Origin of the sequence: Hymenobacter terrestris (assembly GCF_013377905.1) — a bacterium.
GTDB lineage: Bacteria > Bacteroidota > Bacteroidia > Cytophagales > Hymenobacteraceae > Hymenobacter > Hymenobacter terrestris.
Genome location: NZ_JABKAV010000027.1, coordinates 1 through 23,451, shown reverse-complemented (window position 1 = coordinate 23,451; position 23,451 = coordinate 1). Strand labels below are relative to the sequence as shown.

Annotated in this window: 23 protein-coding genes; 9 read left to right on the top strand and 14 right to left on the bottom strand. The window is 59.9% G+C overall.

Annotated elements, in window-relative coordinates:
- Window positions 1-66 precede the first annotated feature (66 nt).
- Complete coding sequence (locus HW556_RS10685) at window positions 67-729, top strand: metallophosphoesterase (RefSeq protein ID WP_176900013.1); 663 nt, start codon at window positions 67-69, stop codon at window positions 727-729.
- Window positions 730-747: 18 nt separating this feature from the next.
- The gene (locus HW556_RS10680; RefSeq protein WP_176900012.1) at window positions 748-1,362 is read left to right on the top strand and encodes a DNA-3-methyladenine glycosylase family protein; all 615 of its coding nucleotides are present in this window, start codon (window positions 748-750) and stop codon (window positions 1,360-1,362) included.
- Window positions 1,363-1,446: 84 nt separating this feature from the next.
- On the opposite strand, the gene HW556_RS10675 is transcribed toward HW556_RS10680, so the two are convergent.
- From HW556_RS10675 to HW556_RS10655, 5 genes are all read right to left on the bottom strand, one after another.
- The gene (locus HW556_RS10675; RefSeq protein WP_176900011.1) at window positions 1,447-1,638 is read right to left on the bottom strand and encodes a hypothetical protein; all 192 of its coding nucleotides are present in this window, start codon (window positions 1,636-1,638) and stop codon (window positions 1,447-1,449) included.
- A gap of 25 nt (window positions 1,639-1,663) precedes the next feature.
- Window positions 1,664-1,921 (bottom strand): hypothetical protein, encoded by a 258-nt coding sequence (locus tag HW556_RS10670; RefSeq protein WP_176900010.1) that lies wholly within the window; start codon window positions 1,919-1,921, stop codon window positions 1,664-1,666.
- A gap of 12 nt (window positions 1,922-1,933) precedes the next feature.
- Complete coding sequence (locus tag HW556_RS10665; RefSeq protein ID WP_176900009.1) at window positions 1,934-2,143, bottom strand: zinc ribbon domain-containing protein YjdM; 210 nt, start codon at window positions 2,141-2,143, stop codon at window positions 1,934-1,936.
- Window positions 2,144-2,287: 144 nt separating this feature from the next.
- Window positions 2,288-3,385 carry a redox-regulated ATPase YchF gene (gene ychF / locus HW556_RS10660; protein WP_176900008.1) on the bottom strand — a complete coding sequence of 366 codons (1,098 nt, stop codon included), beginning with the start codon at window positions 3,383-3,385 and terminating at the stop codon, window positions 2,288-2,290.
- A gap of 214 nt (window positions 3,386-3,599) precedes the next feature.
- The gene (locus HW556_RS10655; protein WP_176900007.1) at window positions 3,600-3,992 is read right to left on the bottom strand and encodes a DUF3276 family protein; all 393 of its coding nucleotides are present in this window, start codon (window positions 3,990-3,992) and stop codon (window positions 3,600-3,602) included.
- Between the two features lie 318 nt (window positions 3,993-4,310).
- On the opposite strand from HW556_RS10655, the gene HW556_RS10650 reads away from it, so the two are divergent.
- Complete coding sequence (locus tag HW556_RS10650; RefSeq protein WP_176900006.1) at window positions 4,311-5,234, top strand: DUF58 domain-containing protein; 924 nt, start codon at window positions 4,311-4,313, stop codon at window positions 5,232-5,234.
- A gap of 361 nt (window positions 5,235-5,595) precedes the next feature.
- Here HW556_RS10650 and HW556_RS10645 read toward each other — a convergent pair whose 3' ends face one another.
- Entirely contained in the window at window positions 5,596-6,660 is a 1,065-nt protein-coding gene (locus HW556_RS10645; RefSeq protein ID WP_176900005.1) for a fatty acid desaturase family protein, read from the bottom strand.
- 572 nt (window positions 6,661-7,232) lie between these two features.
- Window positions 7,233-8,522 (bottom strand): DUF3298 and DUF4163 domain-containing protein, encoded by a 1,290-nt coding sequence (locus tag HW556_RS10640; protein ID WP_176900004.1) that lies wholly within the window; start codon window positions 8,520-8,522, stop codon window positions 7,233-7,235.
- A 149-nt stretch (window positions 8,523-8,671) separates the two neighbouring features.
- Here HW556_RS10640 and HW556_RS10635 point away from each other — a divergent pair, with 149 nt between their 5' ends.
- Window positions 8,672-9,538 (top strand): alpha/beta fold hydrolase, encoded by an 867-nt coding sequence (locus tag HW556_RS10635; protein ID WP_176900003.1) that lies wholly within the window; start codon window positions 8,672-8,674, stop codon window positions 9,536-9,538.
- A 105-nt stretch (window positions 9,539-9,643) separates the two neighbouring features.
- Here HW556_RS10635 and HW556_RS10630 read toward each other — a convergent pair whose 3' ends face one another.
- From HW556_RS10630 to tsaD, 7 genes are all read right to left on the bottom strand, one after another.
- Window positions 9,644-10,024, bottom strand: a complete 381-nt coding sequence (locus tag HW556_RS10630; protein ID WP_176900002.1) for a hypothetical protein — start codon at window positions 10,022-10,024, stop codon at window positions 9,644-9,646.
- A 131-nt stretch (window positions 10,025-10,155) separates the two neighbouring features.
- A complete protein-coding gene (locus HW556_RS10625) occupies window positions 10,156-10,650 on the bottom strand; it encodes an HNH endonuclease (protein WP_176900001.1) in 495 nt (164 codons plus the stop codon).
- Between the two features lie 155 nt (window positions 10,651-10,805).
- Complete coding sequence (locus tag HW556_RS10620) at window positions 10,806-11,609, bottom strand: C40 family peptidase (RefSeq protein WP_317170512.1); 804 nt, start codon at window positions 11,607-11,609, stop codon at window positions 10,806-10,808.
- Window positions 11,610-11,618: 9 nt separating this feature from the next.
- Window positions 11,619-12,092 (bottom strand): SsrA-binding protein SmpB, encoded by a 474-nt coding sequence (gene smpB / locus HW556_RS10615; RefSeq protein WP_116940943.1) that lies wholly within the window; start codon window positions 12,090-12,092, stop codon window positions 11,619-11,621.
- A gap of 141 nt (window positions 12,093-12,233) precedes the next feature.
- The gene (locus tag HW556_RS10610) at window positions 12,234-13,691 is read right to left on the bottom strand and encodes a hypothetical protein (RefSeq protein WP_176900000.1); all 1,458 of its coding nucleotides are present in this window, start codon (window positions 13,689-13,691) and stop codon (window positions 12,234-12,236) included.
- An 88-nt stretch (window positions 13,692-13,779) separates the two neighbouring features.
- Window positions 13,780-14,205, bottom strand: coding sequence for a thioesterase family protein (locus HW556_RS10605; protein ID WP_246289615.1), 426 nt, complete (start codon window positions 14,203-14,205; stop codon window positions 13,780-13,782).
- Window positions 14,206-14,298: 93 nt separating this feature from the next.
- Entirely contained in the window at window positions 14,299-15,303 is a 1,005-nt protein-coding gene (gene tsaD / locus HW556_RS10600) for a tRNA (adenosine(37)-N6)-threonylcarbamoyltransferase complex transferase subunit TsaD (protein WP_176899999.1), read from the bottom strand.
- A gap of 274 nt (window positions 15,304-15,577) precedes the next feature.
- On the opposite strand from tsaD, the gene HW556_RS18925 reads away from it, so the two are divergent.
- From HW556_RS18925 to truB, 5 genes are all read left to right on the top strand, one after another.
- Entirely contained in the window at window positions 15,578-20,185 is a 4,608-nt protein-coding gene (locus tag HW556_RS18925) for a translocation/assembly module TamB domain-containing protein (RefSeq protein ID WP_176899998.1), read from the top strand.
- Between the two features lie 241 nt (window positions 20,186-20,426).
- Window positions 20,427-21,314 (top strand): cell division protein FtsX, encoded by an 888-nt coding sequence (locus HW556_RS10590; RefSeq protein ID WP_176899997.1) that lies wholly within the window; start codon window positions 20,427-20,429, stop codon window positions 21,312-21,314.
- A gap of 226 nt (window positions 21,315-21,540) precedes the next feature.
- On the top strand, window positions 21,541-21,861 hold the full coding sequence (locus tag HW556_RS10585) for a DUF3098 domain-containing protein (protein WP_176899996.1): 321 nt from the start codon (window positions 21,541-21,543) through the stop codon (window positions 21,859-21,861).
- A 159-nt stretch (window positions 21,862-22,020) separates the two neighbouring features.
- Complete coding sequence (locus tag HW556_RS10580; protein ID WP_176899995.1) at window positions 22,021-22,827, top strand: undecaprenyl-diphosphate phosphatase; 807 nt, start codon at window positions 22,021-22,023, stop codon at window positions 22,825-22,827.
- Window positions 22,824-23,451 (top strand): tRNA pseudouridine(55) synthase TruB (gene truB, locus HW556_RS10575; RefSeq protein WP_176899994.1); only part of this gene is annotated, 628 nt, incomplete at its 3' end. The genes HW556_RS10580 and truB, both read left to right, overlap by 4 nt.

Here is a 23,451-nt window from a genome sequence, read left to right as displayed (position 1 = left end):
TTTTTAAGCTGCAAGCCGCAAGCTGCAAGCCCGTGCAGAGAGCTTGCGGCTTGCAGCTATCCAACCATGAATTTATTCGTTATCGGCGATGTGCATGGGTGCTACCATACGTTTCGGGCGGTGCTTCGGCACTGGCAGCCGAAGCAGGAGCTGCTGGTGCAGGTGGGCGACCTGGTAGACCGGGGCCACGGCGCGCCCGAGTGCGTGGCGCTGGCCCGCGAGTTGGAAGCTGCCCACCCCGACCGCACGGTATTTCTGCTGGGCAACCACGAGCACTGCATGCTGCGCCACTACGGCCCCCAGGGTCCGTACCGGCCGTGGCTGAGTTGGGGCGGCCAGACCACCGTAGACCAATACCGGGGCCGGCCCGCCACGCTGCGCGAGCACCTGGCCTGGCTGCACGAGCGGCCCCTGTTCTGGACCAACGACCAGGTTGTAGTGAGCCACGCCGGCTTTGGCGCTACGCCCACGCCCCTGGAGCCCAACGACCCCGACGGCGTGCTGTGGCGGCGCGGACCGTTGCTGGCCCTGGAGAACCGCCGCCAGGTGGTGGGCCACACCCCCACGCCAGACGGTAAAATCCTGCTCGACTCACTCACCAATGCTTTGTACGTTGACACCGGAGCCTACCTGAACCGGGGCCTGACGGGCGTGCGCCTCTCCCCTGCCGGCGAGGTGCTGGCCGAATTCCGGGTGCCCACCTCGCCGCTCGATATCGACTTGGATTAGCCGCTTCCCTCCCGCCCCATGCCCACCTCCGCTTCCGAAGCCGCCGTGCAACACCTGCGCACTGCCGACCCGGTGCTGTCCCGCCTCATTGATGCCGGCCAGCCCATTGACCCCGCCGCCCACGAAGATCTGTACCTGGGTCTGCTACGGGCCATCGTGGGCCAGCAAATTTCTACCAAAGCCGCCGCCGCCATCTGGCGCAAGTTTCAGGCTTTGTTCGGTCCCGAAGGATACCCCGAGCCGGTAGCGCTACTGGCTTTTTCGGATGAGGAATTGCGCACTGCCGGCCTCTCGCACCAGAAAGCCGGCTACCTGCGCGCCATTGCCGGTTTTTCTCTGCGCGATGAACTTGACCACGCCCGCCTCAGCCAGCTCAATGAGGAAGAGCTGACCCAGCACCTCACCCAGATAAAAGGCGTGGGCCGCTGGACAGCCCAGATGCTGTGCATGTTCGCGCTGGATATGCCCGACGTGTTTCCGGAGGGCGACCTGGGCATCCAGAACGCCATGCGCCGCCACTACGGCCTCGAAGAAACCGGCCGCGCCCTGCTGCGCCGGATGACTGAGCTGGCTGAGCCCTGGCGCCCCTACCGCACGCTGGCCAGCAAGTACCTGTGGCAGTCGTTGGGGTGAAGCGGTGAAACAGCCTGAAAAAGCAGAGAGCCCTTGATGCCAATATGGACTTCAGGGGCTCTCTACTTAACTGAATTGTCTAACTCACTCGCCATTCCGGCGGGCGTCGCGGATGCCTAGGGCAATGGCCACAAAAGTGGAAAGTAGCGGCACGAAGAAGCCAAACAGCAGCCAGGGCCAGAACCGCCGCCCATACATGTGGGCGATGTACACGGTAATCAGGGCCGAAAGCAGGCAGAGGGGCAGGGCAAACAGCAGGTTATCAATAATTCCCATGAAGAAGCGGGGCAGTGGTTATGGGTTATTGATAAGCAACCGGAATCTGGGTCAGCTGTTCGCTTAGCTGCCAGTTGGCGGGCTGCAGGTTGGGATAGAACCAGCCAGCTCCGGCAGCCAGCCATTGCGCCCGCCATTGCCGGGCGGCGTTGGGCGTGGCATCGTGATAGCCGAACTCGGCTCCGCAACAGCCGCACAGCGTGTGGTCGGGTGTGCGGCCCGCGGGGCCCCAAGGCGACTCGTCGTAATCGAGGCCGCAGACACGGCAAAACCACAGCGGCATAATGCGGAAAGGTTACGCCTTCTTCAGAAACTCGGTTTTGAGCACCATGGTGCTGCCACCGGCCCGGCCTTCTACTTCGGCGGGGCTATTGGTAAGGCGGATGTTTTTGACCACCGTGCCGCGCTTGAGCGTGAGTGAGGAACCCTTTACTTTCAGGTCCTTAATCAGCGTTACCGAGTCGCCCTCGCCGAGCAGGTTGCCGTTGCTGTCTTTAACATCCATGAGGGAAGGGACTATTGGCGTGAAAAGTAAACCGTCATGCTGAGCGGAGCCGAAGCATCTCTACCGCTTCGTTGCACTAATAATTCAACGAACCGGTAGAGATGCTTCGACTACGCTCAGCATGACGGTCTTATAAGAATTCAACTACACATTAAAGCGGAAGTGCATGATGTCGCCGTCCTGCACCACGTACTCCTTGCCTTCGACGGCCATTTTGCCGGCTTCCTTGATTTTGGCTTCGGTTTTATACTGCTGGTAATCGGGCAGCTTGATTACCTCGGCGCGGATGAAGCCCTTCTCGAAATCGGAATGGATAACGCCGGCGGCGGCGGGGGCCTTGTCGCCGCGGTGTACCGTCCAGGCGCGTACTTCCTGCACGCCGGCCGTGAAGTAGGTAATCAGGTTGAGCAGTGAGTAGGAGGCGCGAATCAGGCGGTTTAGGCCCGACTCGGTGAGGCCGTACTCGCCCAGAAACATCTCCTTTTCCTCGGGGTCTTCCATCTCGGCAATCTGCGACTCGATGGCGGCCGATACCAGCACTACTTCGGCGCCTTCCTGGGCCACGTGGGCCTGCAGGGCCGCCACGTGGGCGTTGCCGTTCTGGATACTGCCCTCATCCACGTTGGCCACATAAATCACGGGCTTGATGGTGAGCAGCTGCAAATCGGCTACTGCCTCCAGCTCCTCGGGCGTGGCCGAGAGGGCGCGGGCATTCTGGCCGGCCTCCAGGGCATCCTTGAATTTCTGCAGTACCACCACTTCCTTCTTAGCCGCCGCGTCGCCGCTTTTGGCCGAGCGCTCCGATTTGGCCAGCTTCTTATCAACGCTCTCCAGATCCTTGATCTGCAGCTCGGTGTCAATCACATCTTTGTCGAACACCGGATCAACGCCGCCGGCCACGTGCACGATGTTCTCATCATCGAAGCAGCGCACCACGTGAATGATGGCGTCCACCTCGCGGATGTTGGCCAAGAACTTATTGCCCAGGCCTTCACCCTTGGAAGCGCCCTTCACGAGGCCGGCAATATCGACGAACTCGATAATGGTGGGCAGTACGCGCTTGGGGTTCACCAGCTCCTCCAGAATCCGCAGCCGCTCGTCGGGCACCGTAATCACGCCCACATTGGGCTCGATGGTGCAGAACGGGTAGTTGGCCGATTCGGCTTTAGCGTTGGAAAGAGCGTTGAAAAGTGTGGATTTGCCAACATTTGGCAGGCCGACAATACCGCAGCGGAGACCCATTTTATGGAAGTAAGAATTTTGAAGTAGGAAGTAAGAATCGGGCGGATGAGCTGCCGGGCAATTCAGGGGCAAAGGTACGGGGCTTTTCCAAGGAAAGCATGCCCCCGGCCGAACCCGCCGGAAACCAGCAGCGCGTGCCGCGGCAGGGGCCGGACACGCGCTGAGGTACAGCAGAAGTAAGTTTGTTTCGCTAGGCGCAGGATTAGCAAGAGGGTTAGTAAGTGGTATCGGGCGCTATGTAGCCGTTACCACTCTGATTATCGCGGTTGCCATTGCCGTTACCGTTGTCACGGTAGCCTTCCCGGTCATCGTACACGGGCCGCGGGCGGTCGAGCTCGGCTACTTCCTCGGCCGTCAGCAGCTCTTCGCGGACGTAGTCCACCGCGTCCTGCAGGGCATCCACGAACTTGAGGAAGTCCTCCTTGTACAGGAAAATCTTGTGCTTTTCGTACGAGAATGTATCGTCGTCGCGCAGGCGGCGCTTGCTCTCCGTGATGGTCAGATAATAGTCCTGCCCGCGCGTGGCCTTCACGTCGAAAAAGTACGTGCGCTTTCCAGCTTTAATGCGTTGGGAGTAAATTTCTTCCTGTTCGTAGCGGTCTTCCACTGTCCTTTCTGTTAAAGTTTGGTTTTTCCAAGATGATCAAAGTCGAATGCAAAATACGGAGTTGCCACAAGATTAGGAAGTTCTGAGGCCTTATTTTTCTTATCTATAACCCAGCAGCAGTAAAAATCATCTGTTAATTGATTTCTACCGGGATTATTAATAGCAGCCACCAAACCAGCAGCCGTACGAAAACAAGATTATAACGGGTATTCCACCTGCGTGTCGTGCTGTGCCGCGCCGTGTGCCAAACGGCAATGCCCGGGGTTGCGCCCGATTCGGCCGTATCTTGCTTTTCATCCTGCTCCACTCCTGCCCGCTATGGCCCAACCGCTCGATTTAGCCGCCGTCCGCTCCTTTACCAACCTCGAGTTTCTGGCCCGCCAACTGGTCGAGGGCTTTATTACGGGCCTGCACCAGTCGCCCTACCACGGGTTTTCGGTCGAGTTTTCGGAGCACCGCCTCTATAACCCCGGCGAAAGCACCCGCCACCTCGACTGGAAAGTGTTTGCCCGCACCGACAAGCTGTTTGTAAAGCGCTACGAGGAGGAAACCAACCTGCGCTGCCACCTGCTGCTCGATGTTAGCCCGAGCATGTACTACCCCGCCCCCGGCCACGACAAGCTGCACTTCGCGGTGCTGTGCGCGGCGGCCATCACCACGCTACTGCAGAGACAGCGCGATGCGGTGGGTCTCGTCACGTTTGCCGATACCGTGGAGCTGCAGACGCCGGTACGCTCGACCAGTACCCACCGCCACACGCTGCTGCTCACGCTGCAACAACTGCTGGAGCGGCCCGCCTCCCCCGGCCGGGCCCGCACCGACGTGGCGGGTGTCATCCATACCATCGCCCAGCAAATTCCGAAACGCTCGTTGGTGGTGCTGTTTTCCGACATGCTGGGCCGCGCCCCCGAGGAGCAGGACGATATGCTGGCCGCTCTGCAGCACCTGCGCCATCAGCACCACGAGGTGCTGCTGTTCCATGTAATGGACCGCGCTACCGAGGCCGATTTCAGCTTCCAGGACCGTCCCTATCTGTTCGAAGACCTCGAAACCGGCCAGACCCTGAAGCTGCAGCCCAACCAAGTACGCGAGCAGTACCAGGCCGCCATGCGCCGCTACGAGCAAGAGTTGGCCCTGCGCTGCGGCCAGTACAAAATCGACTTCGTGCCGGTTGATGTCCGCGAGCCATTTGACAAGGTGCTGCATGCCTACCTGATTAAGCGCGGCAAGGTGCGGGGGTAGAATGGTGCGGGGCACTCTTCCTAAAAACGCCTTATCATAATAGCTTGGAAATATACATGCTGAAAGCTGGGTGGCTATTTTCAACCCTGACTACCATTTACATTGCTCGCTCCTATCATCGGTCGTGGTGGTGGGCTGTACCAGCTATAATGCTACCGCTTCTTTCCACGCTACTTATCATTGTAGCTGTAGCGCCTGACAGCCGCCGCCAAGAGCGAGAAGACGATGAACGATACGCGGCGGAGCGGGCGGCCCGACAGGTAGCGATAAAGCTTATGACTGAAGAGGCGCCCTCCTCTGCCATCAGTTCGTTAAAACCAACAACAGAAGAGGGCGCTCCTCCGATTTCTTAAACCTTGGCCTACCGGCGGCCCAGTTCCCGCAGGTGTGCTACGTGCGAGGCTACAGCGTAGCGCATCTTAGGGTACTCGTTGTATTCCACGTTGAACTCCAGGCACATCTGACGGATGATTTTGTTGAGAGCAGGGTAGTGCACGTGCGAGATGTTGGGGAACAGATGGTGCTCGACCTGGAAGTTGAGCCCGCCTACCAGCCAGCTGATGAGCTTGCTGTCGGTAGCAAAGTTGGCCGTAGTGCGGATCTGGTGGATGGCCCACTCGTCCTCGATTTTGCGGGTGGTTTCGTGGGGCACAACGAAGGAGGTGTGCTCGACGGTGTGCGCCAGTTGAAACACGATGCTGAGCGTGAAGCCAGCCACCGCGGCGAACAGTAGGAAACCTACCAGCCAGCTCACAAGACCAACCGTCCAGATAGGCAGAACCACGAACAGGATGAGGTGCAACGCCTTGAAGCCCCAGAATACGCCTTCGTCGGAGGCGGTCATTTTCTTGATGGCAATGTCGCCGATTTTGCCCTTGAAATACTTCTGGTAATCCATGAAGAAGATCCAGGCGATGAATAGCAGAGCGTAGAAGAACCAGAAGTACAAGTGCTGGAAGCGGTGCAATAACCGGCGCGGCTGCTCGGGGCTCAGGCGCAGCCAGGGCTGGGCGTCGAGGTCGTCGTCCACGCCTTCCACGTTGGTGTACATGTGGTGAATGAGGTTGTGCTTGTTATGCCACATGAAGGAGTTGCCACCCAACACGTTGAGCGTGAAGGACGCAAACTGGTTCATCCACTTGCGCTTGCTGAATGAGCCGTGGGCACCGTCGTGCATGACGTTGAAGCCGATGGCCGCGCCCAGCAGGCCCAGTACAACGGCCTCGATCATGCCCAACAGCGCCGGCGGCGTCCAGAACACGAGGTGCAGATAGACGCCAACGAAAGCGCTGGTTAGAAGCAAAGCCTTGAAAAACAAGGCTTTTCCGCCAGTGGTGCTTTTACCGGCCTCGGCAAAATAATCGGCCGTGCGCCGCTTCAGCTCCTGATGGAAGGAGCGGGAAGCCGCAAATTTGGGGGCATGCATGGGGTGGGGTACTAAAGAGGAAACGAGGGACTTACCTACTGCCCGGCCCGTTGGCGTGGCGCAGCTAGGGTCAGGTGGTGTCCCAACGGGGACTACAGCTTGGTATACAAAGATACAGCCAACCGACAGCCTTGTTCTGGCTTCTGCCACAAAGCCCGGTATTTTACACAACGCTCGGTTTGGGACCAAGTACCACAGCTTACTTTTCTGCTCAACTGGAGAGGGGAGCAAAATGTAGCTATGAAGACCGGTGTAGGGGCGGGGCTTGTCCTTGCCCGCCCCTTGAACAGCTGCGGTTGGTTCTGAGCAATAGCATAGCCTAGCGGCGAGCGGAAGCAAGCCCCGCCCCTATACCGTTTCCATATGTTCGTTCTGTCGGCGTCGTTCAACGGCGGGCGGGGACAAGCCCCGCCCCTACACCGTAAATAAAGAGCCACTCACCCTTCATGCTTCGACTCCGATAGGAACATAAAAATCCGCGGCACTCCGAACTAGGCGCGTCCGGCATAGGGGCCGGGTTTTGCTTGGTTCGGAGTGCCGCGGATTTGCAGGCAGCTTACCGGGAATTACGTCTAGCGGGTAGCCAGGGCAGGGTTACTGCCGACCGGCAGGCCCGGCTTCAGTAGGCCATCCATGGCCGAAAACGGCACGAACACGCTGATTTGCCCATACACATAGGCGGCAATTTCATAGGGCAGGTACACGAAAACGGCCCCACCACTGGTCAGGTACACGTTGCGCGTAACGGGCAGCGTTTTCACCTGCAGCGTTTTTGACAGTGGAGCAGCGGCATCTATGCCCAGGGTGGGGCGCACGTACTGGCCCAGCAGCTTCTCCATCTTGGGCTTGGCGCTGGCCAGGAAGATATCATCGTAGCGCAGCGACTTGCCGGTTCGGGTATCGAAGCTTTGCACGTAAGTGCCGTAAAGGCCGTGCGCGCCGCCCGAATAATCGTAGCCGAAGAAGCCCATGCTTAGCAGGTCGCCTTCATTCCAAAGGACATAGGTGTTCACTTCCTGCTCGTAAGCCAGGCTTTCGGACGGGCGGTACTCCTCACTTTTGTCTTTGGCGGCGGCAGCCAGCAACGGGCCGGCATCGGCGCGATAGTCCTTGGTGAAGGCGCGCAACTGCTCGCGCCAGATGGAGTCGAGAGCCGGGACGGGCGCCGTATCAACGGTGTCGCCGTGCAGGCCGCGACGGATATTGGAAGCCAGCAGCTCCTGGTTGGGAGCCATGAAGGGCACAAGCGCATGCATCACCCGACGACCGCGGATGCTGTCTTCCGGATGGTCGGGGCGCGGCACTACATCGGCCACAAAATTACGGGCCGCAAAACGCACACCGGTACTTGGCCGCAGCCGCCGCAACCGCGTGGGCTGGCCGTTGTAAGTACCCGTCAGCTGGTTGGCATCTTCTTTCAAAAGCCACTGAGGATCTGTTTCTAGGGGCTCGTCCTCGTCGTCGGCATCACCGCTGGCAACGGCCGCAGCCAGCCCTTTGCTCAGGTCGCGCAAGATGAGGCTGTCGCCCTTACTGCCGGTGTCGCCACCTAACTCGTACGGCCGGCCGGAAGCGTCGGCATAGAACCCTACGATGCGCGCCATCCTGATGTCGCCGGATTCGGCGCTCAGGCGCTGCAAGTGCAATGTTACGCTGTCGGTGGTGCCGGGCAGCAGGCCACGGTACTGCCGGTACCAGGAGCCGGCATCATCAGTAGGCTCAGGTAGAACAGCAGTATCGGTGGCCGCCCCCGATTGCTCGGTACCGGAATTACAGGCGCTCAGCAGCAACAGGCCGAGGGCCAAAGGTGCAGGCAGCTGCCGGAGCAGCGAAGCGGGGCGGAAGCGGGATAGTAGGTTCATAGCCCCCAAAGAAAGCATATTGACGGCACTCATTCGGCGGCGTGTATTTTCTTGGCTTTGTTTCATCGGTCCAGCTTGGCCCTGCGTATGTACGAACACGGATCAGGCCAGAATTTTCGGCCTCTTTTTCATCCTTTGTATACTTTCCTATGAATCACATCATTGCGGGGCAAGACACCCACGGAAACGACGTTAAGCTCGACTACATCGACCATGGCCAAGGTAAGCCGGTGGTGCTCATTCATGGCTGGCCGGCCACGTACAAAATGTGGGAGTACCAGCTCACAACCCTCACCGAGCAGGGCTTCCGGGTGGTGGCGTACACGCGCCGCGGCTTCGGCAACTCCAGCAAACCATTCGAGGGCCACGACTACGATACCTACGCCGACGACCTGAAGGCCGTGCTCGATAAGCTCGACCTGCAGGACGTGACACTGGTGGGCTTTTCGATGGGCGGTGGCGAGGTAGCCCGCTACATGAGCCGCCACGGCGGAGCCCGCGTCAGTCGGGTGGCCTTTATATCAGCCGTTACGCCCTTCCTGCTCAAAACCGCCGACAACCCCGAAGGCGTGGACCGCCAGGTGTTTGATGATATGGTGGAGGGCGTTAAAAAGGACCGCTTTGATTTTCTGCAGGGCTTCGGCAAGAAGTTTTATGGCGTAGGGATGCTTAGCAACCCTGTGAGCGAAGCGGCTCTCGACTGGACTCAACGTATGTGCGAAGTTGCCGACCCACGGGCCACGCTACTGAGCGCACGGGCATGGTCGGAAACCGATTTCCGCCAAGATTTGGCCACCATTCAGGTTCCCACGCTGGTCATTCATGGCGGCGACGATGAGTTGGTACCGGCCAAGGTAAGCGGCGAGCGAATGACCCGTTTTGTACCGCATGCCGAGTTCATTGAATATGCCGGGGCCCCACACGGGCTGTTCATTCCCGAGAAGGAACGCCTCAACCGCGACCTGATAACCTTTGTACATGGCGGCGATGTGCAGAAAACTGCCGACAGGTACTAAGTAGTTAGTAGGCAGCCATATTCACATAACAATGCCCCAGCGGAGCTATGCATGCTCTGCTGGGGCATTACTATGTGAATATGGCTGAGATTCTCTGGTGTAGAACTACTGCTTTTCGAGCGTGAGCGTGAGGTTGCCTTGCGTTATGTTCGCTACGCTTAGCACATAGGCATATTTGCCGGGCCCTAACGGCGCTTCTCCTACGTAGTCAATCGGCTGAAAAACGAACTCCTGGCCATCAATCAACACCTTCACATAAGCATACTTGTAAGCAGTTGGGTAGGCAGCATAGGCCGTTTCTTCCCCAGTACCCAAAGCACCGTAGCTATTCTCACCGCCAGGTGCTATCACTTGGACACTTTGAAATTGGTAGCTACTGGCATTTTTCACGCGAATAAGGACTTCGCCAGCAGCCGGTTCTTTTTTGCAGGAAATGTGCAACAGGCTTCCTAAACCCAGAAGCAGAAGTAGAGCTAGCTGTTTCATAGTGGCAATGAATAACACGTTTATCTACTATATAGGAGGACTCACAACGAACTAACGTTGCATTGGCCAATAGCAAAAGAATGGGGCTTGTGATAAATAAAAAAACCCGGCAGCCTCGTGGCTGTCCGGGTTTATTGCAAGTAGGGGTGCCAGTTTTGGTCGAGGGTACCGGCGCTGAGCTTGAGGAAGCCGGTGAGGGTAGGCTTTTTGGGCTGTTGCCGAATGGTGAGGCCCGCTTCCTGGGGCGTGTAATGTCCCTTGGCGTGGTTGCAGCGCGAGCAGGCCGTGAGCAGATTGCTCCAGCTGGAGTCGCCGCCCCTACTGCGGGGGATTACGTGGTCAAGCGTCAGATTCTTGGTCGAGCCGCAGTACTGGCACTCGAAATTGTCGCGCTTCATTACGTTGTGGCGGCTTAGGGCAATGCCTTTGTAGGGCACGCGCACGTAGCGCTGCAGCCGGATAATGCTGGGCTTGGGGTACGACCGGCTCACGGTACGCAGCACGCCGTGCTCCGACTTAGCAATAAGCTCAGCCTTTTCAAGATAAAGCAGCACGAAAGCTTTCTGGACGCTACACAGCGTAATGGCCGTGTAGTCGCCGTTCAGTACAAGCACCTTGTGGTCCATACAGCGCGAAGAAAAGGAACCTACCCTGGCTGAAAGCTAGATGATTCTAAGCGCATTAACAATAGGAAACCTGTTCTGGTTGCGGGTAGATGGGTAGAAACTGTCTTTCTGAAAGGGGCGGAGAATGACAACCGTTACACCGCGCTGTTTCCCTACTACTCGCTCAGAATGCGCTTAATCAGGCGCAGCTTGTGGCTGTAGCGCTGCTGGTCGCGGCGGAAGATGCCGTTGTGGTCGAGCGGGTCGATGCGCACTTCGCCGCTGGCGTGCAGAATCTGTTGGTCTTCCAACAACAGGCCCACATGCACGATGCGGCCCTCGGCGTTGTCGAAGAATGCCAGGTCGCCGGGGCGGGTCTGGGCCACGAAGTGCACCGGCTGGCCGGCCTCAATCTGCTGATGGGCATCGCGCGGGAGCTGCACCCCAACCAAGCCGTAGAGCTGCTGTACGAGGCCCGAGCAATCAATACCGAACAGGGTCTTACCGCCCCACAGGTAGGGGGCTTTAAGGTACTGCAGGGCCATTTTCTGCAGCAGCTTCAGGCGCACATCGGTGGGGCCCTGAGGACCGTGGCCATTGCGCGGGTTGGTGGCCGAGCCGTTGTAGAAGTAGGGCTGGTCGCCGAGGTGCAGCGTCATGCCATCGAAAAACGGCAAGCGGGTACCCAGCGTAACGGGCATTTTGGTGCTGTCGTCGCTCACCATCTGCACCACATCGAGCGTGCGCGGGTGGTCTTCGGCCTGCCAGCGCCGGAAGTAGTCGGCCGATACGGGGCGGTGCTGTTTGGCATCAATCCAGCCCACGTACTGGTCGGCAGCCAGGCGCACCTGCAGCCAGTTGCCCTGCACGAGCAGCACCGAGTAGCACTCGCCAAATATGAGCTGCGTAACGATTTCGGCCTTATCGGCGGCCTCGGCCCGCACCGGCACGGCGCTCAGGGCGCAAATTCCGTGTTCCACAATGGTTTATTAAAAGTCCCGGGCGCGGTCCATCTCACGCTTCTGGTCTTTGGCTTTCAGGTCGTCGCGCTTGTCGTAGAGCTTCTTGCCCTTGGCCAACGCAATTTCGAGCTTGGCAAAGCCCCGGTCGCTCACGAACAGGCGCACGGGAATGATGGTGAGGCCCTGCTCCTGGTTTTTACCGGTCAGCTGCTTTAGTTCGCGCTTGTTGAGCAGCAGCTTGCGGGGCCGGGTGGGCTCGTGGTTGTTGTAGGTGCCTTCGGTGTACTGGGCAATAGTGATGTTGTGGGCCCACAGGCTGCCATCCGGGTGGAACACGCAGAAGCCGTCGGCCAGCTGCACGCTGCCCACGCGGATGCTCTTGATTTCGGTGCCCTTCAGTACTATGCCGGCGGTGTAATTAACCAGAAAGGCGTATTCGAACCGGGCGCGGCGGTTCTGGATGTTGATGTGCTTGGGTTTGTCGTCTTTGGCGTGGGCCATAGGATAAAAAGCTGGCAGCGGCCCGCCCCGAAAATGGCTCCGGAGCCTTGCCGCCGCGCAAGGAACGTAAAAAAGGCTTAACGGCGGGCTGCCGCCCGGGGTTGGAAGATGCGCCGCCTGCTGCCCGGCCCGACCTCAAGACTACTCAGGCTGCCGCACATACAGCGCCCGCCACTGGTCCTGGTACACGCGCTGATACTGCCCGATGCGGGCCGGGGCAGTGGGCGGAATGTGGTAGACGTCGTTGCCGGTGTTGTAGTCGGGAATAATGTACTGCACCGAATCGAAGGCGGCACGGGCAAAAACTGAGTCGAGCGGCGTAGTCGGGGCAGTCAGGAAGGTGAGGCCACGGATCTGGTAATTGTCAATCTGCCCGAAGATGAAGTCGAGTGGCGCAATGACTTTGGCACCGCGTATGGGCATCTGGGCGGCCAGCCGGGCATTGAGGGCCATGATATCGGGGCTACGCTGGTTGAGCTGGCGCACGTACAGGAGCTGGGCCAGCGTGCCCACCGGGTACAGCACTACTAGCGCCAGCAGCACCCGCCGCGCCCCCGGCTTCCACTGCCCGGCCAACAGAGTAGTTTCCACCACCAGTACCACCAAAAACGGCACAAATAGCAGGTAATAATAGGCCGTAGGGCTTTTGGTGAGCAGCCAGAACAGCAGCAGCAGCAGCAGGATGTAGCGCAAAACTGGCTTTGGCAGCGGCAGTTGCTCCACAATTGCGCGACGGCTCAACCAGGCCAGGGCCAGCGCCACCAGCGCCACCACCGAAAGCGCAATTTCGCCGGCGCTATGAAAGAAAATGCTGTGGTACCGAGCCATTACCCGCAGCTTATCGGCTAGGTGCAGGTTGGGGGCCACTACCGGGTAGTTCACGAACTGGTGGGCCAGCACGGGCAGCTCGCCCACCAAAGCAGCATCGAGGGCAAACAGCGCCAGCACTGCTGCGGCGGGCACCGAGAAGCTGAATAACGCCCGCCAGCCGGCCCGGTACCAGATCAGCCATAGGGCCCCGGCAGCCATGTACAACGTGCCATTCGGGTGCACCAGCCCGGCTAGCCCGGCCAGCGCCCCGGCAGCGGCCAGCCGGCCCAGGCGGCCGTTGTTCTGGTGCAGCACCAGGTACGAAGCGAAGCCGCAGAGGGCCACTGTGGTTTCGGGCCGGCCCGCAAAGCCGAACATCATCACCGAGCCGCAGCCCACGTACAGCAACGCCGCCAGCCAGCGGGCTTCGGCGGGCGCGGCCCTGAAGTAGCGCAGCAGCAGCCCCAGCGTGGCGGCGGCCGAAATCAGGGCCACCGACTTCACGGCCACCAGGCTTTCGCCCAGCACCGCCAGCTCGGCCGCCATCAGGTAGATGTAGCCTTTATGAAAGATGTAGAGCCGGTTTTCCCAGCCCCCAAACCCCCGGAACAGCTCCGAGTGCACATACCCGTCGCGCAGCAGCCAAAAGGCCTCTTCCGCCGACCAGGCATCATCGAAATGCGCGTAGCGCCCCACCAACGAAGCCGCAAATAGCACCAGTACAACCAGCAAGGCTACATAGTAGAAGCGCGGAGGCAGCAAGCGAGCGGGCGGTGAAGAAGCAGGCATGAGGGGATGAGAGGATTTTCGGCAGGCATACATACGCCCCTTCCCGTTGACGCTGTTCCGAGAATTAGTGAACGATTTTCTTACTGGCTTACCCCCGCAGCTCCCGAAAACGGGCCTGCAGCCTCTCGCTACTGACGATGCGCTGGCCGGTGCGGCCGGTGGCCACCAGCCGTGCACCCACCAGCGCCTCCACCCGGCACAGTAGCTCGGCACCGCGCAACTCCTCAAAAACCGCCCGAAACTCCACCGTTTCCCCCTCGAAGGCCGGGCCCCGGTGCTCCACTGTCAGCAGCGTACCAATGCCCTCCTCCCCCGCTTCCAGCATCTGCTCCACAAACTGCCGGCTGGTCCATTCCAGCGCCTGCCCCAGCGCAAACGTGCTGAGCACCGGATGAATCAGCCGGCCGTTAAGCACGGCGAAGTCAGCTGCCGTTACGGTCAGCTGGTACGTCTGCTCATCGCCGGGCCGGAAGGGGTTGGTCATGTCTTCAATAGTTGGATTGGAGAACGTCATTCAGAGCGCAGCGAAGAATCTCACGTGCTGACTATCCAGTAATGTTTCAACGGCACCGCGCGAGATTCTTCGCTGCGCTCTGAATGACGTTCGCTACGCCAGTTTCAGGCGTGGGTCGGAGCTGACTAGCTGGGTGGCAAAATCACCAGCCTCGTACTGGAACTGGGCGGTGCGGGCGACCATGGCGGCGTTGTCGGTGCAGTACTGGAAGGCGGGAATGAACACCTGCCAGTTCTGAGTAGTGGCTTCGTCCTGCAGGGCTTGGCGCAGGCCGCTGTTGGCGGCCACGCCACCGGCCAGGGCAATCTGGGTTAGCTGCTGGTCGGCGGCGGCACGGCGCAGTTGGCGCAGCAGCGTCTGGATGATGGTGTGCTGGATGCTGGCACAGAGGTCGGCCAGATTTTGCGGCACGAAGTCGGGGTTTCTGGCAGTCTCCTTCTTCAGGAAATAGAGCACCGCCGTTTTCAGGCCGCTGAAGCTGAAATCGTAGCCCGGCATGGTGCCCACCGGGAACGGGAAGCGCAACGGGTCGCCCTGGCGGGCCAGCTTGTCGAGGTGGGGGCCGCCGGGATAGGGCAGCCCAAGCAGCTTGGCCGTTTTATCGAAGGCCTCGCCGGCCGCGTCGTCGATGGTCTGGCCGATGATTTCCATATCCAGCGGCCCGCGCACTACCACCAGCTGAGTGTGGCCGCCACTCACGGTAAGGCACAGAAACGGAAACTCGGGCCGGGGCTCCTCAATGAAATGCGCCAGAATGTGGGCCCGCATGTGGTTGACGGCAATAAGCGGTTTGCCCAAAGCCAGGGCCAGGGTTTTGGCGAACATGCCGCCTACCAGCAACGAGCCCAGAAGGCCCGGACCCTGCGTGAAAGCCACCGCGTCGAGGTCGGACTTGCTGATACCGGCTTGCTTGAGGGCGGCAGCTACCACTGGCACCAGGTGCTGCTGGTGGGCGCGCGAGGCCAACTCGGGCACTACGCCGCCGTACTGCACGTGTACCTGCTGCGTGGCCACCACATTGGAGCGCATCTCGCCATCAACGAGTACGGCCGCCGAGGTGTCGTCGCAGGAAGATTCGATGGCGAGAATAGTGGGCATTTTTAAAGAAGCTAAAAGTTGAAAGCGAGGAGCCGAAAGCAAAACTACAACGAAGCTGCACGACGTAGGGGCGGGACTTGTCCCCGCCCGCCGTTGAACGGCTACCGTTGAACGGCTACCGTTGAACAATTATCGTTGAACAATTATCGTTGCAGCGGCGCGAACGGCGGGCGGGGACAAGCCCCGCCCCTACGTCGTTCCGGTATACCTATTCTATCTCCACCTATTATAACGCCTGACTCCTAGCTTCCCCAGAAGCTCCTAACTTTGCTTCGTGCCCCGGTTTCTCTCCATTATACTAAAAGTGCTTTTCGGCCTGCTGCTGCTGCTGGTGCTGGCCGTGGTGGGCGCGCTGGTGGCCCTGCGGGTGCCGAGCGTGCAAACCAACCTGGCCCAGCGGGCGGCGCTGATGCTCAGCGAAAAGCTTGGTCAGAAAGTGCTGGTGAACCGTGTGGACGTGCGCCCCTTCTCGCGGGTGCTGCTCGAAGGCGTGCGGGTGCTCGATAAGCGCGGCAACGAGCTGTTCAACATCGGCCGGGCCGATGCCGACATCAAGCTCTTCAGCATCTTCAAACCCAACGAATTGCATGTGGGCCGGCTTACGCTGGAGGAGCCGCGCTTTCATCTGGTTACCTACAAAAACAACCCCGACTCGACCACGCTCGACCAGTTCATCAGCTCCATGAAACGGCTGCTGGGCCCCTCGGATACCACCAAGGTCAATAAGCCCTTCGATTTTCAGATTGAGGCCCTGAGTTTGCGCAACGGACAGTTCGTGCTCAACCGGCAGGACGTGCCGCGTATCCCGGAGTACGGCCGAGCTATGGATTACGCCCACATGCAGCTCGACAGCATCTATGTCGATGCCGACCAGCTCTGGCTGCGGGGCGACTCCATCCATGCCAATATTACGGGCCTGCGCACCGTGGACACGCCCTCGGGCACCCGTCTGCGCGAGCTGACGGCGAACATGACGTACGCCGATAAATTCTGGGAATTCGACAAGCTGATGCTGCGGGTGGGCAAGAGCAAAATCCACGATTACCTGCGCTTTGAGTACGAGCAGTTCCTGAACTTTACCAGCTTCAACGACTCGGTGAAGGTGATTGCCCGGCTGCAGCCGAGCCGCCTGTATTCCGACGACATTGCCAAGTTCGCGCCCCAGCCCAGCATGCGCGACCTGAACGAAACCATCCTCATTTCGGGCCAGGCGAAGGGCTACGTGCGCAACTTCACCACCAAAAACCTCGACATCAGCTACGGTAAGGGCACACGGGTGCGCGGCGACATCAACGTGGAAGGGCTGCCCAACTTCAAGGAAAGCTTTATTGTGATGCGGCTGCAGCCCTCGGTGCTACGCGGCACCGATTTGCGGCGCTACATTCCGGCCAAGGGCTGGCCCTACGTGCAACGGCTGGGCACGGTGAAGCTGAACGGGCAGTTTCTGGGTTTCTACAACGACTTCGTGGCCAACGGATCGTTCCAGACGGCCCTGGGCTCGGTTACCTCCGACGTCAACCTCAAGCTGAAAGACAACCCGCGCAACTCGACCTACGAGGGCAAGCTGCGCACCAGCGGCTTTCAGCTGGGCAAGCTGCTGGGCGACGAGAGTGTGGTGCGCGACGTGGCGTTCAACGGCCGGGTAGAGGGCGTGGGCTTCGAAGCCAGCAGCCTGCGTCTTACGGCCAACGCCAACGTGCAAAGGATCTGGCTCAACGGCTACCGCTACCGCAACATTGTCACCAACGGCGTGTATAGCCGCCGCTCGTTCACGGGTAAAATTGCCGCCAACGATCCCAACCTCAAATTCGACGCCGACGGCACCATTAACCTGCGGCCCCGCGAGCAGGCGTTTGACTTGCGGGCCCGGGTGCAGAAGGCCGATTTGCGGGCCTTGGGCCTCACCAACCAAAGCGTAACGGTGGCCACCACCGCCGATGTGAAATTTCAGGGCCTGCGCCTCGATGCGCTGCTGGGCTATGCCCGCCTGCGCAACTCGCGCGTGGGCTACGCCGGCCGCACCGTAAACATCGACACGCTTGATATACTGAGCCAGCTGGAGGCCGGGCAGCGCCAGGTTCGGGTGCGCTCAGAAATACTTAACCTGAGCTTGGCCGGCGACTTTACGCCTAGTACCGTTATCCGCGACGTGAAAACGCTGGTGCAGGAATACAAGCTCAACTTCGAGAGCAACGACGACGCCATTGCCGCCTACTACCGCCGCAAGCGCCAGCAGCCGCTGCCCGACTACCAAATCGGCCTCAACCTGTACCTGAAGCGGTTTAATCCGGTGCTGCACTTGTTTGTGCCGCAGCTCAGTATTTCCGATTCCACCCGTTTCGATGGCTCGTTCCGCAACGGGCAAACCTCTATTTTCCAGCTGGGCGGCCGGATGGCCCGCGTGCAGTACGACAGTGTGCAGGTGTTCAATGCCGATGTGGACCTGACGACTTCCAAGCTCCCCTACCAGCCAGAAATCCTGGCCCAGGCCAGCGTCACGTCGGAGCGGCAGCGGCTGCCGGGGCTGGGCCGAACCGAGAACTTCTACGTGGAAGGCGTGTGGGACCAGGAGAAAATCAACTTCTCGACCGCCCTGGCCCAGACTGGCACCACCAACAAGGCCCAGATAAACGGGGCGCTGGTGTTTCTAGAAGATGCCGTGAAAATCATTTTCCGGCAGTCGGGTGTGAACCTGCTGGGCAAGAACTGGACGATTGCGCCCGACAACTCGCTGGTGATTTCGGGCGGCGGGCGCGAGTTGGATTTCCAGAACGTGACACTCAGCAATGGCGAGCAAAGCGTGAGTGCCCAGGGTTTCCTGTCGGAAAACCCCGACAAGCCGCTGGCCCTCACGGTTACCAACTTCGAGCTGGCCACGCTCAACGGCCTCACCGGCACCCAGAAATTCGGGGGCCGGGTGAATGCGCTGGGCACCATTAGCGGCGTGTTCGGCCCGCTGGTCATAAACTCGACGCTGAAAGTAGATTCGCTGACGCTCGACCAAACGCTGATTGGCAATGTGGAAGGCCGCGGCGACTGGGACAACGCCCTTGGCCGGCTCAACGTGAACCTTGATGTGGCCCGCGACGCCCGCCGGGTGCTGGCCGTAACCGGCTATATCGCGCCCGGCTCCGACACCCAGCAGCTCAACCTGAGCGGGGTGCTGGAACAGACGCCCATCAAGCTGGCCGAGCCCTTTCTCAACACGCTGTTCAAGGACGTGAGCGGCACCGGCGTGGGCACTTTGCGCGTAAATGGGCTGTTTGCGGCCCCCGTACTCACCGGCAACATTGATGTGTCGGATGGCCAGCTCACGTTTATTTACCTGGGCACTACTTACCGGTTTGCCGACCGCATCCGGTTTTTAGAGGACCGTATTGCGCTGCAGAATATTACGATGCGCGACCCCCAGGGTAATTCGGGCGTCATCAATGGCAACATTTACCAGCGGGGCTTCCAGAATATGCGGCTGGACCTGAGCGCCTCGTTCCGCAAGCTACAGGTGCTCAACACCACCCGTCGCGACAACGAGCTGTACTTCGGGCAGGCCTACGCTACGGGCACTGCCGTGGTGCGTGGTCCGGCCAACAACCTGTTCATCAACGTAACGGCCCGCAGCGAGGCCGGCACGCGCATGTCGCTGCCGTTTGACAACGCCGCCAAGGCTGAGCAGGCTAGCTACATCAAGTTCGTCAACCGCAACCTCTCCGACTCGGCGCGGGCGGTGCTGGCGGCCCAGAACCCCAAGGGCCTCACTACGAGCAAAGCCGATTTGTCGGGCCTGCGGCTGAACATGAACCTCGACATTACGCCCGATGCCTACGTGGAGCTGCTGCTGGATGAAAGCACCGGCGACATTATGCGCGGCACGGCCACCGGCCAGCTGCGGCTCAACATCGATACCCGCGGCGACTTCAACATGTACGGGCAGGTGGAAATCGTGCGCGGGGCCTATAATTTCACGCTGCAGGGGCTGGTAAACAAGGAATTTGTGGTGCGGCCCGGCAGCACTGTGGCCTGGAACGGCGACCCGCTGGCCGGCGAGCTGAACGTAACCGCCACCTATACCCAGCGCACTAGCCTGGCGCCCGTACTGTTCCAGACCAACAATACGAACTCCAATAATTCCCAGGTGCCCGTTACGGCCGTCATGAACCTGACCGGCCCCATTCTGCAGCCCATCATCAAGCTCAACCTCGAATTTAACGATATCCCGTCGTCGCTGGAAGGCGATTTGGCGCCCTTCCTGTCGGCCATCCGCAACGACGAGCAGGAGCTGAACCGGCAGGTCTTCAGCTTGGTGGTATTCCGGCAGCTTACGCCGCCCGGCTCGCTGGCCGTTACCCGGTTTGAAGGCGGCAACAATGCGCTGGGCAACAGCCTGGGCCAGATTTTAAGCACCCAGCTTGGGCTGCTGACTTCGCAGATTGACCCCAACCTGGAAATCAGCTTCAACATCAACGGCCTCTCGGCCGACGACCTGGCGGCCCTGCAGTTGCGGTTAAGCTACTCCTTCCTCAACGGCCGCCTACGCATCACGCGCGACGGCAGTTTCGGCAGCAACAGCAACGCGGGCACCAGCGCGGGCGGCGTGCCGGTGGGCACGGGCCAAAATTCGGTTATCGGTGATTTGAGCATGGAATATTACCTGCGCCCCGACGGAAAATTCCGGGCCAAGCTGCGCTACGAAACCACCCCCCGCGACTTTACCGGCCTGGGCCAGAACGTGAACCAGGCCCGCGCCGGCATCTCGCTGCTACACACCGAGCAGTTCGACACCTTCCGCGAGCTGTTTGCCCGCAAGCGCCTGAGCCGCCGCGACCGGGACGCCCGCAAGGCCCGCGAGCTGCAGGTAGACAACGACCCGCGCACGGAGATATGAGGGGTAAAAAACAGACTGATTGATAGGGCTGTCATTGCGAGCAGCGCGAAGCAATCCGCACGGGCAAAGTGCGAAGCCCTGTAAAACGCACACCCTATGGACAGGCACAGACGTGAAGGGCTTGGCGCTTACCAAAGAGCTGTGCTCTACCCGCCCGGATTGCTTCGCTTCGCTCGCAATGACGTTTCTTTGTTCACCAGCCCATTCATTCACCGAGTCACTCATTCATCCATTTCACCGCATGAAGCAGCCCGCCCGCAAAAAGAAGCTCGGTAGTTATCCGCACCTGATGGTGGTGTTCAGCATTACGCTGGCCCTGCTGGTGGTGGGCCTGTTCGGGCTGCTGCTGATTCATGCCCACAAGGGCACGCGGCTGGTGAAGGAAAACCTGGAGATGCAGGTGTACCTGCAGCGTGATTTGCCCGAAACCCAGCTGCTCCAGCTCCAGCAGGATTTGGCCCGCAAGCCCTTCGTGGCCCGTAAAAACGACGAGCCCCAGGTACGCTTTCTCTCCAAAGAGGAAGGTGCGCGTCGCTTTATCGATCAGACCGGCGAGGATTTCCAGCAGTTTCTGGGCGACAACCCTCTGCGCGACGCCTACCTGCTCAAGCTGAATGCGGATTACGCCGACGCCAAAAACCTGGCCCGCATCAAGCAGGAGCTGGGCCAGATGCCGGGTGTGTTCGAAGTGGAGTACGTAGAGAGCCTGATTACATCGGTCAACGAAAACCTGCGCACCTTAAGTCTGGTACTCATCGGTTTCTCGGCCGTTCTCACGTTCGTGGTGGTGGTGCTCATCAACAATACTATCAAGCTGGCCTTGTTTTCGCAGCGTTTCCTTATTCGGAGCATGCAACTGGTAGGCGCTACGCCGGGCTTTATTCAGTGGCCGTTTCTGCGCCGGGCAGTGTGGCAGGGGCTGGTGAGCGGCATTCTGGCGAGCCTGCTGCTGGCGGCGCTGCTACAGTACGCCTACCTGCAGCTTAGCGAACTACGCCTGCTCGAAGACAACCGTCTGTTTGCGGCGCTTGGCATTTTGCTGGTGGCGCTGGGCATGGGCATCGGCTTCCTCAGCTCCTGGCGCGCCGTGCGCAAGTACACCGGCATGTCGCTGGACGAGCTGTATTAGGGGATTTGGAAGCCGTAGGGGCGGGACTTGCCCCTGACCGCCATTAGCAGGTGCTTTGCGGGACCTGCAAGCAGCTGTTCAACGCATCGTTCGACGGCGGGCGGGGACAAGCCCCGCCCCTACGGCCGTTCTTTCAGTTCGTCGCTGCTACCCCACTCGTTCTCCCAAATACCTCATTGGTTGAATTTCGGTGGCGGCTTGCCGCAACTCCGCTACCTTTGCCCCCATGGAATCGACTACTCCCCGCTTTGCCTTCGGGCCGCGTAACTACCGCCTTATGTTTATCGGGCTGGCCGTGCTGGCGGCCGGCTTCATCACTATGACCCTCGATTCGGAAGAGTACGGCTTGGGGTTTCTGGGTATTACGCTGGGCCCGATTCTGCTGGCCGTGGGCTTCCTGATCGAGTTCTGGGCCATTATGGCCCGGCCCGGCAGTACTGCCCCGGTAGCCCGCGACGAAGCCACGGTAACCACCGTGCCCTCGCAGCCCGTGCCACCGGCCACAACTGCCCCGGCCGCTCCCACCGCCCCTACCTATAAGCGGTAGTCGGCAAAGGAAACCCGCTGTCATCCTGAGCTGCGCGCAGCATCTACACCGAAGCTACTGGCTGGCTTCTGTCCGGATGCTTTGCATGGCTCAGGATGACAGGCGTTTTTTGCCCCGCACCCCTGTTCCCCGGACCTTACGTTACCCAGCTCCTTATTAATGACCTACTGGCAAGCCCTTATTCTGGCCATCGTGGAAGGCCTGACCGAATTTCTGCCGGTTTCCAGCACCGGGCACATGATTATCGCCTCGGCCCTGATGGGCATTCCGGCCACCCCGTTTACCAAGCTCTACCTGGTCGTCATTCAGCTTGGAGCCATCCTGTCGGTGCTGGTGGTGTACTGGCGGCGGTTTTTCCAGAGCTTCGACTTCTATCTAAAGCTACTGGTCGCGTTTCTGCCGGTTGTGGTGGTGGGCCTCACGCTCAAGAAGTACATTGATATTCTGCTCGAATCGGTGACGACAGTGGGCCTTATGCTACTGATGGGCGGCGTAGTACTGATGTTTGTGGACAAGTGGTTTCCGCAGGAAAGCATTGAGGAGGGCGGCAGCCCGGTTACAACGCCCGGCTTCCGGCAGGCCTTCGTGATTGGTGTGTTCCAGTGCCTGGCCGTGGTGCCGGGGGTTAGCCGCTCGGCCGCCACCATCATTGGCGGCCTCACCCAGAAACTCACTCGCAAAGCCGCCGCCGAATTCGCCTTTTTCCTGGCTATGCCCACTATGGCCGCCGCCGCCGCCAAAGACCTGCTCGACTTTTACCAGGACGGCGGCCAACTCACCAGCGCCGATGTCAAGCTGATTCTGTTCGGTAACGTAATAGCCTTCGTGGTGGCGCTGCTGGCCATTCGGCTCTTTATTGGCTTCGTAACCAAGTTCGGATTCCGGGCCTTCGGCATATATCGCATCATTGTGGGCGGCATTCTGTTGCTGATGATTGGCCTGGGCGTTGATTTACAACTACTATGAGCGAGAAAACAGTAGCCGATTTTGACTTCGAAACCGGCGAAGTCCTGCTCGTCGATAAGCCGCTTACCTGGTCGTCGTTTGATGTGGTCCGCAAGGTGAAGAACACGCTGCGCATCCGCAAAATCGGCCATGCCGGTACCCTCGACCCACTGGCCACCGGCCTGCTGATTTTGTGTACCGGCAAAAAGACCAAGCAGATCGACCTGATTCAGGCCCAGCAAAAGGAGTACACCGGCACGTTCCGCCTGGGCCAGACGACGCCCAGCTTCGACTTAGAAACGCCCGTCGACCAGGAGCGGCCCTATGAGCACCTCACGGAAGCCGACATCCGGGCCGCCGTGACGCAGTTCATAGGCGAAATCACCCAGACGCCCCCGGTATTTTCGGCCGTGAAGGTGAACGGCGAGCGGGCCTACGAGGTGGCCCGCCGCGGTGAGGAGGCCGTTATCAAGAGCAAGCAGGTAACCGTTGCCAGCTTCGAGCTGACTCGCATTGCGCTGCCTGAAATAGACTTCCGCATTAGCTGTTCCAAAGGCACCTACATCCGCAGCCTGGCCCGCGACCTGGGCGAAGCGCTGCACTGCGGGGCCCACCTCACGAAGCTCGTGCGCACTCGCATTGGCG

Coding starts and splice junctions, on each gene's coding strand:
- HW556_RS10605 (WP_246289615.1), bottom strand. CDS start 14,205: ATGACGTTCTCCAATCCAACTATTGAAGACATGACCAACCCCTTCCGG.
- HW556_RS10630 (WP_176900002.1), bottom strand. CDS start 10,024: ATGAAACAGCTAGCTCTACTTCTGCTTCTGGGTTTAGGAAGCCTGTTG.
- HW556_RS10635 (WP_176900003.1), top strand. CDS start 8,672: ATGAATCACATCATTGCGGGGCAAGACACCCACGGAAACGACGTTAAG.
- HW556_RS10625 (WP_176900001.1), bottom strand. CDS start 10,650: ATGGACCACAAGGTGCTTGTACTGAACGGCGACTACACGGCCATTACG.
- smpB (WP_116940943.1), bottom strand. CDS start 12,092: ATGGCCCACGCCAAAGACGACAAACCCAAGCACATCAACATCCAGAAC.
- HW556_RS10650 (WP_176900006.1), top strand. CDS start 4,311: ATGGCCCAACCGCTCGATTTAGCCGCCGTCCGCTCCTTTACCAACCTC.
- ychF (WP_176900008.1), bottom strand. CDS start 3,385: ATGGGTCTCCGCTGCGGTATTGTCGGCCTGCCAAATGTTGGCAAATCC.
- tsaD (WP_176899999.1), bottom strand. CDS start 15,303: ATGCCCACTATTCTCGCCATCGAATCTTCCTGCGACGACACCTCGGCG.
- HW556_RS10675 (WP_176900011.1), bottom strand. CDS start 1,638: ATGGGAATTATTGATAACCTGCTGTTTGCCCTGCCCCTCTGCCTGCTT.
- HW556_RS10685 (WP_176900013.1), top strand. CDS start 67: ATGAATTTATTCGTTATCGGCGATGTGCATGGGTGCTACCATACGTTT.
- HW556_RS10580 (WP_176899995.1), top strand. CDS start 22,021: ATGACCTACTGGCAAGCCCTTATTCTGGCCATCGTGGAAGGCCTGACC.
- HW556_RS10645 (WP_176900005.1), bottom strand. CDS start 6,660: ATGCATGCCCCCAAATTTGCGGCTTCCCGCTCCTTCCATCAGGAGCTG.
- HW556_RS10590 (WP_176899997.1), top strand. CDS start 20,427: ATGAAGCAGCCCGCCCGCAAAAAGAAGCTCGGTAGTTATCCGCACCTG.
- HW556_RS10585 (WP_176899996.1), top strand. CDS start 21,541: ATGGAATCGACTACTCCCCGCTTTGCCTTCGGGCCGCGTAACTACCGC.
- HW556_RS10670 (WP_176900010.1), bottom strand. CDS start 1,921: ATGCCGCTGTGGTTTTGCCGTGTCTGCGGCCTCGATTACGACGAGTCG.
- HW556_RS10680 (WP_176900012.1), top strand. CDS start 748: ATGCCCACCTCCGCTTCCGAAGCCGCCGTGCAACACCTGCGCACTGCC.
- HW556_RS10665 (WP_176900009.1), bottom strand. CDS start 2,143: ATGGATGTTAAAGACAGCAACGGCAACCTGCTCGGCGAGGGCGACTCG.
- HW556_RS10610 (WP_176900000.1), bottom strand. CDS start 13,691: ATGCCTGCTTCTTCACCGCCCGCTCGCTTGCTGCCTCCGCGCTTCTAC.
- HW556_RS10640 (WP_176900004.1), bottom strand. CDS start 8,522: ATGAACCTACTATCCCGCTTCCGCCCCGCTTCGCTGCTCCGGCAGCTG.